Source organism: Bacillus sp. FSL K6-0138 (assembly GCF_037982765.1).
Taxonomy (GTDB): Bacteria; Bacillota; Bacilli; order Bacillales; family Bacillaceae; genus Bacillus; species Bacillus glycinifermentans.
The window spans coordinates 737,269-754,605 of the sequence record NZ_CP150286.1 but is presented as its reverse complement, the minus strand read 5'-3'; the positions used below and the strand labels follow the sequence as shown (position 1 = coordinate 754,605).

Sequence of the window (17,337 nt, the reverse complement as noted above, 5' to 3'; positions counted from 1 at the left end):
TGTCACCTGTCTTGTCTAAAATGATTATAGCCTTTTTTCTCAAGGAGAATGCGGTCTTGCCCTCGATAATAGAACACGTTTGCCTCCCCGGATCTGCTGACTGCGCCGATTTTGTAAACGGGCACTCCACAGCTTGTGCATTCCCGGTCAAATCGCTCCCATTGATCGCTTGAAATCGTACCGACAAGCTCAAAATCCTCGCCGCCGAACAAGACCCACTCTTCCCATTCTGAACGCAGCTTATGTAAATCCGAAGATCTTGGTATCAAATCTTGATAGATGTCTATGGAAACACGGCTTGCTTCAGCAATTTCATTCAATTCGCTCGCAAGTCCGTCACTGATATCGTTAAGCGCAACGCTTTGATAACGGGAACAGATCAAACCGGCTTTGACACGTGGCACAGGTCTTTTGTGCCGCTCAATAAAATGCTCAATGAGACGCTCATCCTCTGCAGATAGTTCTCCCAATAAAAATGACAGCCCTGCTGCTGATGAACCAAGTTCTCCTGTCACAAAGACGATATCTCCCGGTCTGGCATGGCTTCGCAAACACGCTTTTCCTTTTTCGACTTCACCGATCACCGTAACCGTAATGACCATTTGTCCATGAGTCGATACCGTATCACCGCCGATTACATCCATTTGGTATAGTTTCGCCAGTTTGTTCATTTCTTCATACATCGCCTCAATATCGGCTTCGCGCCAGCCTGACGGAACAGCGATGGACACAAGGTAAAACTTTGGGATTCCCCCCATTGCTGCAATATCGCTAATATTGACAGCCAACGCTTTATACCCGATATCAGCAGGCGTTGAATGTGACGAAAGAAAATGAACACCGTCTACCATCGTATCGACACAAACGATTTCCTGGTATCCCTTTTTTGATTCGTAAACAGCGGCATCGTCTCCAATACCGATTTCGATTTCCCTGTGAAAAAGAGAGCGCGGCGTGATCCTTTGTATCAGCTCAAATTCATCCATAAGATAACATGCTCCTTTAGTGCTTAAAGCGGCAATAAAAAACACTAACAATAGTTTATCGAATTATCACCAATAAAGAAAGCTTGGCAGAACCAAGCTGAAAAAAAGCATAAAAAAAAACGAAAACATTATGATTTCGTTTGTGTACAAATGGCGGTCCGGACGGGACTCGAACCCGCGACCTCCTGCGTGACAGGCAGGCATTCTAACCAACTGAACTACCGGACCATTTAATATGTATGAGATATTTTGGTTGCACCCTTCGGGCACTCCTCATTTAATGAGTAATTTTTGGTTGCGGGGGCAGGATTTGAACCTGCGACCTTCGGGTTATGAGCCCGACGAGCTACCGAACTGCTCCACCCCGCGATGAAGGATATGTTAAAAATAACAGCTTGGCGGCGTCCTACTCTCACAGGGGGAAACCCCCAACTACCATCGGCGCTGAAGAGCTTAACTTCCGTGTTCGGCATGGGAACGGGTGTGACCTCTTCGCCATCGCCACCAAACTGTTATTGAGAGGTGTTCTCTCAAAACTAGATAACGATATGACATTCATGTTTGGTTAAGTCCTCGATCGATTAGTATCTGTCAGCTCCATGTGTCGCCACACTTCCACCTCAGACCTATCAACCTGATCATCTTTCAGGGATCTTACTTCCTTAACGGAATGGGAAATCTCATCTTGAGGGGGGCTTCATGCTTAGATGCTTTCAGCACTTATCCCGTCCGCACATAGCTACCCAGCGATGCCCTTGGCAGAACAACTGGTACACCAGCGGTGCGTCCATCCCGGTCCTCTCGTACTAAGGACAGCTCCTCTCAAATTTCCTGCGCCCGCGACGGATAGGGACCGAACTGTCTCACGACGTTCTGAACCCAGCTCGCGTACCGCTTTAATGGGCGAACAGCCCAACCCTTGGGACCGACTACAGCCCCAGGATGCGATGAGCCGACATCGAGGTGCCAAACCTCCCCGTCGATGTGGACTCTTGGGGGAGATAAGCCTGTTATCCCCGGGGTAGCTTTTATCCGTTGAGCGATGGCCCTTCCATGCGGAACCACCGGATCACTAAGCCCGACTTTCGTCCCTGCTCGACTTGTAGGTCTCGCAGTCAAGCTCCCTTGTGCCTTTACACTCTGCGAATGATTTCCAACCATTCTGAGGGAACCTTTGGGCGCCTCCGTTACCTTTTAGGAGGCGACCGCCCCAGTCAAACTGCCCACCTGACACTGTCTCCCTGCCCGATAAGGGCAGCGGGTTAGAAGGTCAATACAGCCAGGGTAGTATCCCACCGATGCCTCCACCGAAGCTGGCGCTCCGGTTTCCAAGGCTCCTACCTATCCTGTACAAGCTGTACCAACATTCAATATCAGGCTGCAGTAAAGCTCCACGGGGTCTTTCCGTCCTGTCGCGGGTAACCTGCATCTTCACAGGTACTATAATTTCACCGAGTCTCTCGTTGAGACAGTGCCCAGATCGTTGCGCCTTTCGTGCGGGTCGGAACTTACCCGACAAGGAATTTCGCTACCTTAGGACCGTTATAGTTACGGCCGCCGTTTACTGGGGCTTCAATTCGCACCTTCGCATAAGCTAAGCGCTCCTCTTAACCTTCCAGCACCGGGCAGGCGTCAGCCCCTATACTTCGCCTTACGGCTTCGCAGAGACCTGTGTTTTTGCTAAACAGTCGCCTGGGCCTATTCACTGCGGCTCTCTCGGGCTTGCACCCTAACAGAGCACCCCTTCTCCCGAAGTTACGGGGTCATTTTGCCGAGTTCCTTAACGAGAGTTCTCTCGATCACCTTAGGATTCTCTCCTCGCCTACCTGTGTCGGTTTGCGGTACGGGCACCTCTCACCTCGCTAGAGGCTTTTCTTGGCAGTGTGGAATCAGGAACTTCGCTACTATATTTCACTCGCCATCACAGCTCAGCCTTTGCGGGAAACGGATTTGCCTATTTCCCAGCCTAACTGCTTGGACGCGGATATCCAATACCGCGCTTACCCTATCCTCCTGCGTCCCCCCATTGCTCAAACGGTGAGGAGGTGGTACAGGAATATCAACCTGTTATCCATCGCCTACGCCTTTCGGCCTCGGCTTAGGTCCCGACTAACCCTGAGCGGACGAGCCTTCCTCAGGAAACCTTAGGCATTCGGTGGAGGGGATTCTCACCCCTCTTTCGCTACTCATACCGGCATTCTCACTTCTAAGCGCTCCACGAGTCCTTCCGGTCTCGCTTCACAGCCCTTAGAACGCTCTCCTACCACTGTTCGCAAGAACAGTCCGCAGCTTCGGTGATACGTTTAGCCCCGGTACATTTTCGGCGCAGAGTCACTCGACCAGTGAGCTATTACGCACTCTTTAAATGGTGGCTGCTTCTAAGCCAACATCCTGGTTGTCTAAGCAACTCCACATCCTTTTCCACTTAACGTATACTTTGGGACCTTAGCTGGCGGTCTGGGCTGTTTCCCTTTCGACTACGGATCTTATCACTCGCAGTCTGACTCCCAAGGATAAGTCTTTGGCATTCGGAGTTTGACTGAATTCGGTAACCCGGTAGGGGCCCCTAGTCCAATCAGTGCTCTACCTCCAAGACTCTTACCTTGAGGCTAGCCCTAAAGCTATTTCGGAGAGAACCAGCTATCTCCAGGTTCGATTGGCATTTCACCCCTACCCACACCTCATCCCCGCACTTTTCAACGTGCGTGGGTTCGGGCCTCCATTCAGTGTTACCTGAACTTCACCCTGGACATGGGTAGATCACCTGGTTTCGGGTCTACGACCACGTACTCATGCGCCCTATTCAGACTCGCTTTCGCTGCGGCTCCGTCTTTTCAAACTTAACCTTGCACGGGATCGTAACTCGCCGGTTCATTCTACAAAAGGCACGCCATCACCCGTTAACGGGCTCTGACTACTTGTAGGCACACGGTTTCAGGATCTCTTTCACTCCCCTTCCGGGGTGCTTTTCACCTTTCCCTCACGGTACTGGTTCACTATCGGTCACTAGGGAGTATTTAGCCTTGGGAGATGGTCCTCCCGGATTCCGACGGAATTTCACGTGTTCCGCCGTACTCAGGATCCACTCAGGAGAGAACGAAGTTTTGACTACAGGGCTGTTACCTCCTATGGCGGGCCTTTCCAGACCTCTTCGTCTACCTCGTTCTTTTGTAACTCCGTATAGAGTGTCCTACAACCCCAAGAGGCAAGCCTCTTGGTTTGGGCTGTTCCCGTTTCGCTCGCCGCTACTCAGGGAATCGCATTTGCTTTCTCTTCCTCCGGGTACTTAGATGTTTCAGTTCCCCGGGTCTGCCTTCACATATCCTATGGATTCAGATATGGATACTGCTCCATTACGAGCAGTGGGTTTCCCCATTCGGAAATCTCCGGATCAAAGCTTGCTTACAGCTCCCCGAAGCATATCGGTGTTCGTCCCGTCCTTCATCGGCTCCTAGTGCCAAGGCATCCACCGTGCGCCCTTTCTAACTTAACCGTTAAAAAGAATCACTACAGAAAATTCATGTGAATGTCTTACAATCGTTATCTAGTTTTCAAAGAACAACGCACAGGATGTGCTAACACATGCGTTGCCACAGGACGTGGCGTCTTTAGCAGGTGTCTCCTATGTCGAAGAATCAAATGATCCTTCAAAACTAAACAAGAACTAAACGCACCTGCCTGCAAGACCGCAAGGTCTTACATTCCGTATAATATCCTTAGAAAGGAGGTGATCCAGCCGCACCTTCCGATACGGCTACCTTGTTACGACTTCACCCCAATCATCTGTCCCACCTTCGGCGGCTGGCTCCAAAAGGTTACCTCACCGACTTCGGGTGTTACAAACTCTCGTGGTGTGACGGGCGGTGTGTACAAGGCCCGGGAACGTATTCACCGCGGCATGCTGATCCGCGATTACTAGCGATTCCAGCTTCACGCAGTCGAGTTGCAGACTGCGATCCGAACTGAGAACAGATTTGTGGGATTGGCTTAGCCTCGCGGCTTCGCTGCCCTTTGTTCTGCCCATTGTAGCACGTGTGTAGCCCAGGTCATAAGGGGCATGATGATTTGACGTCATCCCCACCTTCCTCCGGTTTGTCACCGGCAGTCACCTTAGAGTGCCCAACTGAATGCTGGCAACTAAGATCAAGGGTTGCGCTCGTTGCGGGACTTAACCCAACATCTCACGACACGAGCTGACGACAACCATGCACCACCTGTCACTCTGCCCCCGAAGGGGAAGCCCTATCTCTAGGGTTGTCAGAGGATGTCAAGACCTGGTAAGGTTCTTCGCGTTGCTTCGAATTAAACCACATGCTCCACCGCTTGTGCGGGCCCCCGTCAATTCCTTTGAGTTTCAGTCTTGCGACCGTACTCCCCAGGCGGAGTGCTTAATGCGTTTGCTGCAGCACTAAAGGGCGGAAACCCTCTAACACTTAGCACTCATCGTTTACGGCGTGGACTACCAGGGTATCTAATCCTGTTCGCTCCCCACGCTTTCGCGCCTCAGCGTCAGTTACAGACCAGAGAGTCGCCTTCGCCACTGGTGTTCCTCCACATCTCTACGCATTTCACCGCTACACGTGGAATTCCACTCTCCTCTTCTGCACTCAAGTTCCCCAGTTTCCAATGACCCTCCCCGGTTGAGCCGGGGGCTTTCACATCAGACTTAAAGAACCGCCTGCGCGCGCTTTACGCCCAATAATTCCGGACAACGCTTGCCACCTACGTATTACCGCGGCTGCTGGCACGTAGTTAGCCGTGGCTTTCTGGTTAGGTACCGTCAAGGTACCGCCCTGTTCGAACGGTACTTGTTCTTCCCTAACAACAGAGTTTTACGATCCGAAAACCTTCATCACTCACGCGGCGTTGCTCCGTCAGACTTTCGTCCATTGCGGAAGATTCCCTACTGCTGCCTCCCGTAGGAGTCTGGGCCGTGTCTCAGTCCCAGTGTGGCCGATCACCCTCTCAGGTCGGCTACGCATCGTTGCCTTGGTGAGCCGTTACCCCACCAACTAGCTAATGCGCCGCGGGTCCATCTGTAAGTGGTAGCGAAAAGCCACCTTTTATGTTTGAACCATGCGGTTCAAACAAGCATCCGGTATTAGCCCCGGTTTCCCGGAGTTATCCCAGTCTTACAGGCAGGTTACCCACGTGTTACTCACCCGTCCGCCGCTGACCTAAGGGAGCAAGCTCCCGTCGGTCCGCTCGACTTGCATGTATTAGGCACGCCGCCAGCGTTCGTCCTGAGCCAGGATCAAACTCTCCATAAAATGGAACGCAGATTAAGTTCGTCACATCCTGTGACGACATCTGCATGACCTGCATCGTGCAGGCCTGTTTGAAAATGACTACGCACGTTTATGTGCGATTTATTTGAATTAACAGGTACGTTTTGTCTTGTTTAGTTTTCAAAGATCATTTAAGATTGGAGCGGGTGATGAGAATCGAACTCACGACATCAGCTTGGAAGGCTGAGGTTTTACCACTAAACTACACCCGCATCATCATGCAATATGGCGCGCCCGAGAGGAGTCGAACCCCTAACCTTTTGATCCGTAGTCAAACGCTCTATCCAATTGAGCTACGGGCGCTTCATCAGGCGACTTAACTATAATACTATGAAAATCAGTTAAAGTCAACAAGTTTTTTTGTTTTTTAGTAATGAATCGTGCCTTGTTACTCGGCTTTATCCATTATACACATTTTAACGGATTTGTACACCCCTTCAGATTTAAAACATCAATCGATTTATTCTGAAGCGATAACTCCGTTGTCATCAGCGACGAATAATAATATACCACGTCCAAATTCATCGGTCAATACTTTTTTTCATTTTTTATTCAAAAAACAGACATTCATTATATACAGGTAAACTTCAGCCTTTTATTTTATGTTATTTCCAATAAAGTATTCCCTTCTTTATTATATATTCGCAATTAAAACGAACCGGCATTCTAACGGAAAGCATTTAATGAAGCTTTTATTTTGCAGCATCAAACGAGATATTTGATAAAACCCGATTCAAATGAATGAATCGGGTTTTTGAATCCGGAGGGTCTCATGCTTCAATCATCGATTTTTCAGAGCTGTGTTTATCATGCTGCGAACGGAATTGCTCTTCCAGCTCCTCGAGTGTTCTCCCCTTTGTTTCAGGCATAAATTTGTACACAAATCCGATTGCCAAGATACCCAATGCCACGAAGACAAAGAATGTAACGGACAGACCTGCAGAGCTGAGCATGACCGGAAAAGCAAAACCGATCATAAAGTTTAGCATCCACATGAAAAAAACGCTGATGCCGGAACCGAGCCCCCTTAACCTTTGCGGAAAAATTTCTGCAATGACGAGCCAAGTCACCGGTCCGACACACCCCTGCATGAAAGCAAGAAATAAAACGGTCAAAGAAAGCACGATATAAGGAAGAGCCGCAGATCCGTCAAGCACCATTGAGAATACGGCAATGGACAAAAGCGCTGTGGTCGTTCCTGACAAACCAATGATCAACATCGGACGGCGATTCACCTTTCCAACCAGCCAAATACCAAATACCACGGCCATCACCGATATCAGTCCATTCCCTATATTGGAAATCAATGCCGCCTTTGTACCAAAACCAGACTCCCGAAGGATTTGAGTTCCATAATACATAATTGAGTTGACGCCTGTAATTTGATTAACGACGGCAACGCCGATCCCAATTAGCAAAAGGCGGCGCAGCCATGGTGCAGAAAAATCTTTAACCGTTGCTTTTTTAAGCTCAGAATCTTTTTCCGCCGCCGCTACAATTTCTTTAAATTCAGCTTTCGCCCGTTTTTCTTCGCGTATTTGTTTTAAGACGCGCAGCGCCTCATCTTTTTTCCCTTTTGAGGCCAGCCATCTCGGGCTTTCCGGAACGATGAGCATGCTTGCAAATAAGAAGAGAGCCGGAACCGCACACAGGAGAAGCATGTATCTCCAAACATGCCCGGTGTCGGCCATTGCAACTCCAAGAATCGCATTGAAAACGTAGGCTAAAAATTGCCCGCCGACGATCATCAGTTCATTTTGCGTTACCATGCGGCCTCTTTTTTCAGCTGGGGCCATTTCTGCTAAAAAGGCAGGGACCATCGATGATGCTCCCCCGACAGCCAGCCCCAGCAAAAAACGAAAGACAGCCATTGCCGAAACATTCGGCGCAAATGCAGTCCCAACTGATGCCAGCAAGAATAAAAACGAAAGATTCAGGATCATCCTGCGACGGCCGTAGAGATCAGCCAATTTCCCGCAGAACAATGCACCGAATGCCGCCCCTAACAGGAGCACACTCGTAACAAGACCTTCTGTCACCGGTGTCAAATGAAGCTGATCAGGCCTTGCCATAAAAGGCAAAGCCCCGTTTATCACACCGGTATCATATCCAAAGAGAAGCCCTCCAAACGTCGCCGAAATCATAATGACCTGCAAATAGATTTTATGATTTCTCTGTTTATTCACGCACGTTCCTCCCTGATCGATCTTTATTCGTTTTCTGTGCCAGAGGCATTTTTCCCGGATCGCTGCATCCAACACAGCTTATATCCGCCGGCCCCTTCATTGATATCCAGGTGATAAAGCACCGCTGTCTGCAAACGCTTCACATCAGCCGCTGACTTTCGCACTTACACCGTTTTGTTCATCTTCGGTTTTATAGCTGCGGAAATTTTGCTCAAGCTGTTCAAGCGTAAGCCCCTTCGTTTCAGGTAGGAATCTTTTCACGAAGGTAATCGAGACAATCCCAAGACCGACGAAAATATAGAACGTCGAGGACAGCCCGATCTGATCGAGCAATATCGGGAATCCAAGGCCGACAAAGAAATTGGCGATCCATAGACAGAATACGGTAACACCCATTCCAAGCCCCCGCAGGCGAAGCGGGAAAATTTCCGAAAGCATCAGCCATGTGACCGGCGAAATGGCTCCTTGCTGGAATGCAAGAAATGTCACGGTTAATGCAAGGACAATAAAAGGAAGCGCAGGCGAGCCTTGCAGCAACGATGAGAAAATTCCGATAAGCAAAAGCGCTGACGTCGTTCCGATCAAACCGGTCAACAGCATGGGCCGGCGGCCGACTTTACCAAGCAGCCAAATCCCAACGAAAGTCGCCAATACCGAAATTAAACCGTTTGCAATATTCCCGATAAGCGCGGCTTTTGTTTCAAAGCCGGAGTTTTTAAGAATTTCAGTTCCATAATACATAATCGAGTTAACGCCCGTGATCTGCTGTACGATGGCAATGCCGATCCCGATAAATACGATGCGGCGCACCCACGGCACAGTCAAATCCCTAAAGGTTGCTTTTTTAATGTCTGACTCCCTGTCAACAGCAGCTTCAATTTCAGCAAATTCCGTTTGCGCGGTGGTTTCCATCCGAATTTTTTTAAGGACGCCCAGCGCATCTTCGTTTTTCCCTTTCGAAATCAGCCAGCGCGGACTTTCGGGAACCCTCAGCATACCGAAGAATAATACCACGGCCGGAATTGCAGCGATTGCGAGCATGTACCGCCAAACGTGGGAGTTGTCCCCCATCGTATTGCCGAGGATCGCATTGAAGGTAAAAGCGAGGAGCTGCCCGGATACAATCATCAGTTCATTTTGGGTAACCATCCTGCCCCTCTTTTCAGCCGGCGACATTTCAGCCAGATAGGTCGGCACCGTTACTGACGCTCCCCCGACAGCAATTCCAAGCAAGAAACGAGAAACAATCATTACATTAACATTCGGTGCCAGCGTACATCCTAGCGTTGCGAAAAAGAACAGGACCGCCAGAAAAATAATGTTTTTGCGGCGCCCGACATAATCGGACAACCTGCCGCCGAATACAGCTCCAAACGCGGCGCCGAGCAGGAGCGAACTCGCCACGAGGCCTTCAGTAAATGCAGTCAGGTTCAGCTGGTCTTTTTCAGCCATGTAAGGCAATGCACCGTTGACGACCCCCGTATCATATCCAAACAGAAGGCCGCCGAATGTCGACACTAAAATAATGGTGCGCAAAAAGGATTTTTGATTTAGTTGTTCATTCATGTCTACTTCCCCGCCTTTATGAAGAATCTTAATAAATTGTCATTCCTTCGGGTTTCGAAACCCAATCCTATATACTCCCCGCTTTGAACCGCATCCGGCTGATGTTCTTTATTTCCCGTCCCCCTCCTTCGCGAAACCATTTTTCGAAAATTAAGAATTTTATTCCGGCGGAAAAACAATCCCCTCCGCCAACATAAGCAAATTCAAATTGCAATCGCTTTCATTTGTTCGCGAAAGCAAGCACATCATGTCTTTTTCAATTGTTATGTTATAGTTATGTTTTTGTTACTTTTTTGTGATGTCTGCTATTATCATAATTTTAAAAGCGCTTTCAGTCAATAAAAAATTTCAGAAACCTTCTTTAAATTTAGCCATTTCTTCAGATAAAACCGACAAACATAAGGCTTATATACCATTCACCTTCTTAACCGGCTTATTTGCCCTGTTTGTAATGTTATAGGTACTTCTTTGTTATATTTTTGTTATATCTGTACAGACCACCTCAAAAGCAAAGCTGACTTTATAGTTTCAAAAAGAGATTTTTAAAAATATGAAAAGTCTGAATCAAAATGGTATCATTTTAATATAGAAAGGACGGCTGGTGCTTGTGGTCAAAAAGCGGTTCATTTTCTCTCTGCAAACAAAAATTACAGGTTTGATTGCGGCGCTGCTGATCTTCGTGATCGGCATCCTGACGGTTACATTTGCCGTTCAGCAAACAAAAGAAGGGCGAAAACAGGCAGAGCAGCTTGCAGTTCAGACCGCAAGAACCATTTCTTATATGCCTCCGGCAAAAGAACTCGTTCAAACCCGCAGGCATGCAAAAGAAGCGCAGGAAGTCATTGACCATATGAAAGAACAGACCGGCGCTTACGCCATTTACGTCCTTGACGAAAAAGGAAAAATCAAAACCGCCTCCGGCAGGAAGGGAACAACGAGGGTGGCGAGAAGCAGAGAGATCTTGTTCGGAGGCTCTCACATATCTGAAGCAAAAGCGGATGGCCGCAAGGTAATAAGGGGAAGCGCGCCGATCATTCTCGAGCAAAAAGGACGCAGCCGGATTATCGGCAGCGTGTCGGTTGATCTCCTGCTGAACGAAACAGAACAAGGCATTAAAGAACACCTAAGGGATTTGAGCTTCATGTCCGTGCTCGTTTTACTTTTGGGATTTGCGGGTGCAGCCGCGCTTGCCAAAAGCATCCGAAAGGATACGCTCGGCCTTGAGCCTCATGAAATCGCATCCCTTTACCGGGAACGGAATGCAATGCTGCGGGCGATAAAGGAAGGGATCGTCGCTACGAATAAGGAAGGCATCGTCACGATGATGAACGTTTCGGCAGCCGAAATGCTTAAGCTTCCCAGACCCGTCATTAACCGTCCCATCGATGAAATCATGCCCGGGGCCGGATTGATGTCCGTCCTTCATCAGGAAGAGATGCTGCTCAATCAGGAGGTCTGCGTAGGTGATCAAGTCTTTATTATCAACACGAAAATGATGACACAAGACAGGCAGATATACGGGATTGTCGTCAGCTTCCGGGAAAAAACCGAGCTGAAAAAGCTCATCGATACGCTGACAGAGGTGCGAAAATACTCTGAAGACCTCCGTGCACAGACGCATGAATTTTCGAATAAGCTCTATGCGATCCTGGGGCTGCTTGAGCTCGGCGAATACGAAGAAGCGATCGACCTGATTAAACAGGAATACGCGATCCAAAATGAACAGCACGATATTTTATTCCATAACATTCATTCCCAGCAGGTGCAGGCTATCCTGTTAGGCAAAATGGGCAAGGCTTCAGAAAAAAAAGTCAAGCTGTCCATTGATGAAAACAGCACGCTCGATCCGCTTCCTGCGCATATCGGAATGTCCCATCTCATCACGATTATAGGCAATTTAATTGACAACGCTTTCGAAGCGGTGGCTGAACAAGACGTACGGCAGGTTTCATTTTTCATTACGGATATCGGGCGAGACATCGTCATTGAAGTTTCCGACACGGGAGCCGGCGTTCCGCCGGATAAGACGGAGGCCGTGTTTCAAAGAGGCTATTCTTCCAAGGGGATGAAGAGGGGCCACGGGCTGGCCAACGTAAAGGAGTCAGTGCATGAACTGGGCGGCTGGATCGAATTGACAAATCAAAAAAGCGGCGGTGCGGTATTTACCGTTTTTATACCGAAGGAGAAACAAACAAAGGGGGAATCCATTTGATTGACATCGTGATTGCGGAGGATGATTTTCGCGTTGCGCAAATTCATGAGAGACTGATCGAACAGCTCGATGGATTCAACATTATCGGCAAAGCGGCAAACGCTAAGGAAATCATGGCGATTTTGGAAGACCGAAACGCCGATTTGCTGCTGCTCGATATTTATATGCCGGATGAGCTTGGCACGGCGCTGATTCCCGCCATTCGGAGCCGGTTTCCTGAAGTGGATATTATGATCATCACGGCGGCAACAGAAACCCGTCATTTACAGGAAGCGCTCCGGGGCGGAGTCGCTCATTATTTGATTAAACCCGTGACGGCCGATAAATTCAAACAGGTGCTGCTCCAATATAAAGAAAAAAGGAGCATGCTGCTTTCCCAGCCGGAAGTAAGCCAATCGATGATCGACCAAATTTTTGGAAACCGCTCAAAAGTTTCCGGTTCCGAGGAGGATTTGCCGAAGGGCATCAATTCCATTACACTGCAAAAAATCAAAGACACGCTTGCAGGCGCCGCAGCCGGGATGACGGCGGAAGAACTCGGGGAAAAAATGGGTGCATCCCGTACGACGGCCCGCCGCTATGCCGAGTATCTCGTGTCAAAAGAAGAAGCTTGCGCAGAGTTGGAATACGGGATTATCGGCAGGCCGGAACGAAAATATTATTTGGCGGCTGATTAAATATGAAGAAGCTCGCGGTCATCCTGATCTGCCTGTTGATTCTGCTTCCCGGAGACGCGAGGAAAGCGGCTGCCCCGCGCCTGCCGGAAGGCCCGATTGAAATCGTCGTACCCGCTGAGCCTTCCGGAGGCTGGGATTTAACGGCGCAAGCGATACAATCTGTCCTTACGCAAAAGCAAATCGTAAACAGCGATGTCCGTATCGTGTATATTCCCGGAAGCGGCGGAGACAAAGGCTGGAAATATGTAAATCAAAGCGATACGCAAACCATCAGCATGGCGTCCAGTTTAATCCTGAGCAATTACATTCTCGGACAGAGCAAGCTGAAAATTGACGATTTCACCCCGCTCGCGATACTTGCAAAAGAATGGCAGGTTGTCGCCCTTCCGAAAGGATCGGCTCTGAAAAGCGGAAAGGATGTGCTCGACGGTATTAAGAAGCGCCCCGGCGAAGTGAAAATCGGTTTTTCTCCGGGGTTCGGAAATGATGATCAGCTATCGATCGTCAGGGCGGCCGATATGTACGGGATTGATCCTTTTGACATTCAATTTTTGCAGTATGACAGCAGCGAGGAGCTTGTTCGGGCGCTGGTCAGACATGAAATAGAAGCCGCTTCGATGACGGTTTCCGAAGCCAAAACATATGAACGGAACGGAGACATTACACTTGCCGCCGTCACCTCGGACAAAAGGCTCCCCGCCTTTCCGCATGTGCCGACATGGAAAGAGCAGGGCATACCGTTTGTATTTTCTCATTGGAGAGGCGTGCTGGGGCCGAAAAACATGACTGAAGAAGAAGTTTCTTACTGGGATGAAGCGTTAAAAAAGGTCACATCCTCACCGGAATGGAAACGGAAAATAAACGAACTTGACTGGGAAAGCTTTTACTTAAACAGCAGGGAGACGAAACGGTTTCTTGACGAACAATCGGCCTTTTATCAAAACATCATGGCCGGCGATTAAAAAGCATTCCGCTAACGGCGGAATGCTCAGGCTGTCGAGAAAATCGACAGCCTTTTTCATTTTTTCCTTAAATTATCCATTTCACCATTTTATAATAAAGAAAAGCCTTCTAAAAGGACGGTGTCTGTTCATGTTCTACACAAGGAATTCTTCCCAGAACGAAGCTGAATTTGTATTGCTTGATCAGCTTGTTGAAGAGGATCACCTGCTTCGTAAAATTGACAAGTACATCGATTTCTCTTTTATCATTGAAAAGGTTAAACCTTACTACAGCGAAAATAAAGGCCGCCCCTCACTTGATCCGTTGATTTTATTCAAAATGATGTTTATCGGATACCTTTACGGTATCCGTTCAGAAAGACAGCTCGAAAAAGAAATTTACTATAATATGGCTTACCGATGGTTTTTAGGGTTAAACATCAACGATCCAGTTCCTCACCATTCAACCATCAGTTGGAATAGACGTACACGCTTTAAAGATACGACCATTTTTCAAGACATTTTCGATGAGATCGTTCTTCAGGCCATTAATCATGATATGGTAGGAGGCCGTGTCCTTTTCACAGATTCAACTCACCTCAAAGCCAATGCCAATAAGCATAAATATACGCGAAAAACGATTGAGCAGGATACACAAAACTATATAAAGGACTTGGATAAAGCCGTCCAAGAAGATCGGGAAGCACGCGGAAAAAAGCCTTTAAAAGCCAAAGAGGAGGTGAAAACTAAAAAGGAAATTCGTCATAGTACAACTGATCCCGAAAGCGGCTATCTTTACCGTGAAAACAAACCTGAAGGTTTTTTCTATTTAGATCACCGAACAACGGATATGAAATTCAATATCATCACCGATGCCTATGTAACGCCCGGTAATGTCCATGATTCTGCGCCTTATCTCGATCGATTAGACCACCAAATCGCACGATTTGGTTTTCAAGTTGAAGCCGTCGCTCTTGATTCTGGCTATCTGACAACTCCAATCTGTAAAGGACTGTCCGACCGTCGAATTTTTGGCGTTATTGCTCATAGACGCTTTCATCCTACAAAAGGTTTGTTTCCGAAGTGGAAGTTTCATTATGACCGTGAAAAAAATCAGTACATTTGTCCGAACGGACAAACACTCTTATACTCAACAACAGATCGAAAAGGCAACAGATTTTATAAGTCCAACCCTGAAAAGTGTGTCTCATGCCCTCTGCTTGAAAACTGTACAAGATCGAAAAACCACCAGAAGGTCGTCTCAAGACACATATGGGAGGACCATAAAGAAAAGGTCAGGCAAAATCGTTTGTCCGACTCCGGAAAAATCCTCTACAAAAAAAGAAAAGAAAAAATAGAGCGGAGCTTTGCAGATTCAAAACAGCTGCATGGGCTTCGCTACTGCCGGTTGAGGGGAAAACAAAATGTGAGCGAACAAGTTCTCCTCACCGCCGCTTGCCAGAATATGAAGAAGATTGCCACACACTTAGCCAAGCTTGGCTAAGTGTGTGGGAGGGCTTTTTCCTTTTATAAAGATTAAAAAATGAACAAGAAATTTTATGAAATAAAAAAGCTTGTAGGAAAAAACATGTTTTTCTCTACAAGCTGAGCATTCCGCTAACGGCGGAATGCTTTTTATGCACAAAAATGGACAAAAAGAACAAAACGGTTTTAAAAAATTAAAAATACATAAAAACCAAATTATTTACTTCAAAACGATTTTCCCATACGATGACAAAAAGGGGAATGAGGAGAAAAAAATGTAAGCGGATTCACCAAGAGGGGGTAACGATTGTGTTAGCTATCTTAGGGTTTTTCATGATGCTTGTGTTTATGGTACTGATCATGACAAAACGGCTTTCTGTCCTGACTGCATTAGTCTTGACGCCGATTGTGTTTGCGCTGATTGCCGGATTCGGATTCACCGATGTCGGCGACATGATGATATCGGGGATTCAGCAAGTGGCGCCAACCGCCGTCATGATTATGTTTGCGATTTTATATTTCGGGATTATGATCGATACGGGCCTGTTTGATCCGATGGTCGCAAAAATATTAAAATTGGTCAAAGGAGATCCGTTAAAAATCGTCGTCGGCACTGCGGTGCTCACCATGCTTGTCGCATTGGACGGTGACGGCTCGACAACATATATGATTACAACGAGTGCAATGCTTCCGCTCTATTTGCTGCTTGGCATCCGCCCGATTATATTAGCGGGGATCGCAGGAGTCGGCATGGGGATTATGAATACGATTCCGTGGGGAGGCGCAACGCCGCGGGCCGCGAGCGCGCTCGGAGTCGATCCGGCTGAACTGACCGGTCCGATGATTCCCGTCATCGCAAGCGGGATGCTTTGCATGGTCGCGGTTGCGTATGTACTTGGAAAAGCAGAACGAAAACGCCTCGGCGTGATCGAGCTCAAACAGCCGGCTCATGCCGATGAAACGGCAGCAGCTGCCGAGGATGAGTGGAAACGGCCTAAGCTTTGGTGGTTCAATTTATTGTTAACGCTTTCATTGATCGGGTTTCTCGTGTCGGGCAAAATAAGCCTGACGGTTCTGTTTATCATTGCCTTCTGCATCGCGCTGATCGTGAATTATCCAAACCTCGATCATCAGAGGCAGCGCATTTCAGCCCATTCCAGCAACGTTCTGGCCATCGGTTCCATGATATTTGCGGCCGGGGTCTTTACCGGAATTTTAACAGGCACAAAGATGGTTGATGAAATGGCGATCTCGCTTGTTTCGATGATTCCTGAACAAATGGGCGGATTCATTCCGATGATCGTCGCCCTTACAAGCGGCATTTTCACGTTCCTGATGCCGAATGACGCGTATTTCTACGGGGTGCTGCCGATTTTATCAGAAACTGCTGTCGCCTATGGAGTCAATAAAGTCGAAATCGCAAGGGCCTCCATTATCGGCCAGCCGATCCATATGCTGAGCCCGCTTGTGCCGTCTACGCATTTGCTCGTCGGTCTTGTCGGGGTTTCCATTGACGAACATCAGAAATTCGGGATCAAGTGGGCTGTCCTGGCCGTGCTTGTGATGACGGGTACCGCTCTTTTGATCGGCTCTATTTCAATTTTCTAATTTAAACGAACAAAACAGGCCGTTTTTTATCCGGCCTGTTTTGTCGTACGTTCAAATACACATTTAAAACAGGATCATCATGACACGTGTCATCCGTTTAGAACCGGCCGGACTGGCGGAAAGCATCTTGCTGCCTTTGCCTGCAAAAAAACGTCTTGTACCGCGGTTTTATTCCAAATGGACAGCCGTATGAATCAGCTTCCCTTTTACTGCGAGGCGCCCCTTGGTTCTTTCGGGTTTGTCGCATGTGATCAGCGTAATGACCTTTTCTTCTGTCTCATCAATCACATCTGAATCCATTTCTGAAATGATCTTTTTTGATGTCACAGTGTAGATGTAATCTTTCTTAAAATCTGTGATGACGATCGTGTCCCCTTTTTTAATATTG

General features: G+C 48.0%; 7 protein-coding genes, 4 tRNA genes, 3 rRNA genes and 2 pseudogenes. 5 read left to right on the top strand and 11 right to left on the bottom strand.

Translation table 11 applies throughout. From position 1 onward, the window contains the following. Positions 1 to 2 precede the first annotated feature (2 nt). From thiL to MHB78_RS04060, 10 genes are all read right to left on the bottom strand, one after another. Positions 3 to 986, bottom strand: coding sequence for a thiamine-phosphate kinase (gene thiL / locus MHB78_RS04105; RefSeq protein WP_046132033.1), 984 nt, complete (start codon positions 984 to 986; stop codon positions 3 to 5). 151 nt (positions 987 to 1,137) lie between these two features. Next, a tRNA-Asp gene (locus MHB78_RS04100) sits at positions 1,138 to 1,214 on the bottom strand. A gap of 64 nt (positions 1,215 to 1,278) precedes the next feature. Further along, positions 1,279 to 1,355, bottom strand: a tRNA-Met gene (locus MHB78_RS04095). A 24-nt stretch (positions 1,356 to 1,379) separates the two neighbouring features. After that, positions 1,380 to 1,495, bottom strand: a 5S ribosomal RNA gene (rrf, locus tag MHB78_RS04090). Between the two features lie 52 nt (positions 1,496 to 1,547). After that, positions 1,548 to 4,479: ribosomal RNA gene (locus MHB78_RS04085) — 23S ribosomal RNA — on the bottom strand. Between the two features lie 227 nt (positions 4,480 to 4,706). Continuing rightward, a 16S ribosomal RNA gene (locus tag MHB78_RS04080) occupies positions 4,707 to 6,256 on the bottom strand. Together the 16S, 23S and 5S rRNA genes with 4 tRNA genes alongside form the textbook arrangement of a ribosomal RNA operon. Positions 6,257 to 6,412: 156 nt before the next feature. After that, positions 6,413 to 6,486 (bottom strand) — tRNA-Gly (locus tag MHB78_RS04075). A gap of 14 nt (positions 6,487 to 6,500) precedes the next feature. After that, positions 6,501 to 6,577: transfer RNA gene (locus MHB78_RS04070), tRNA-Arg, on the bottom strand. 467 nt (positions 6,578 to 7,044) lie between these two features. Further along, complete coding sequence (locus tag MHB78_RS04065; protein ID WP_046131664.1) at positions 7,045 to 8,460, bottom strand: sugar porter family MFS transporter; 1,416 nt, start codon at positions 8,458 to 8,460, stop codon at positions 7,045 to 7,047. A gap of 144 nt (positions 8,461 to 8,604) precedes the next feature. Continuing rightward, a complete protein-coding gene (locus MHB78_RS04060; protein ID WP_046131665.1) occupies positions 8,605 to 10,026 on the bottom strand; it encodes a sugar porter family MFS transporter in 1,422 nt (473 codons plus the stop codon). Positions 10,027 to 10,633: 607 nt separating this feature from the next. Here MHB78_RS04060 and MHB78_RS04055 point away from each other — a divergent pair. From MHB78_RS04055 to citM, 5 genes and pseudogenes are all read left to right on the top strand, one after another. Next, positions 10,634 to 12,242, top strand: a pseudogene (locus MHB78_RS04055) (sensor histidine kinase). Continuing rightward, positions 12,235 to 12,915 carry a response regulator gene (locus MHB78_RS04050; protein ID WP_046131667.1) on the top strand — a complete coding sequence of 227 codons (681 nt, stop codon included), beginning with the start codon at positions 12,235 to 12,237 and terminating at the stop codon, positions 12,913 to 12,915. Before MHB78_RS04055 ends, MHB78_RS04050 begins: the two are co-directional and overlap by 8 nt. Positions 12,916 to 12,917: 2 nt before the next feature. After that, on the top strand, positions 12,918 to 13,877 hold the full coding sequence (locus MHB78_RS04045) for a tripartite tricarboxylate transporter substrate binding protein (RefSeq protein ID WP_046131668.1): 960 nt from the start codon (positions 12,918 to 12,920) through the stop codon (positions 13,875 to 13,877). 130 nt (positions 13,878 to 14,007) lie between these two features. Continuing rightward, positions 14,008 to 15,360, top strand: coding sequence for an IS1182 family transposase (locus MHB78_RS04040; RefSeq protein WP_046131917.1), 1,353 nt, complete (start codon positions 14,008 to 14,010; stop codon positions 15,358 to 15,360). 290 nt (positions 15,361 to 15,650) lie between these two features. Beyond that, the gene (gene citM / locus MHB78_RS04035; RefSeq protein WP_046132328.1) at positions 15,651 to 16,949 is read left to right on the top strand and encodes a citrate transporter CitM; all 1,299 of its coding nucleotides are present in this window, start codon (positions 15,651 to 15,653) and stop codon (positions 16,947 to 16,949) included. A 168-nt stretch (positions 16,950 to 17,117) separates the two neighbouring features. Here the strand turns inward: citM and MHB78_RS04030 are convergent. Continuing rightward, positions 17,118 to 17,312 (bottom strand): annotated as a pseudogene (locus MHB78_RS04030) (sortase); the annotation flags it as partial. Positions 17,313 to 17,337: the final 25 nt, after the last annotated feature.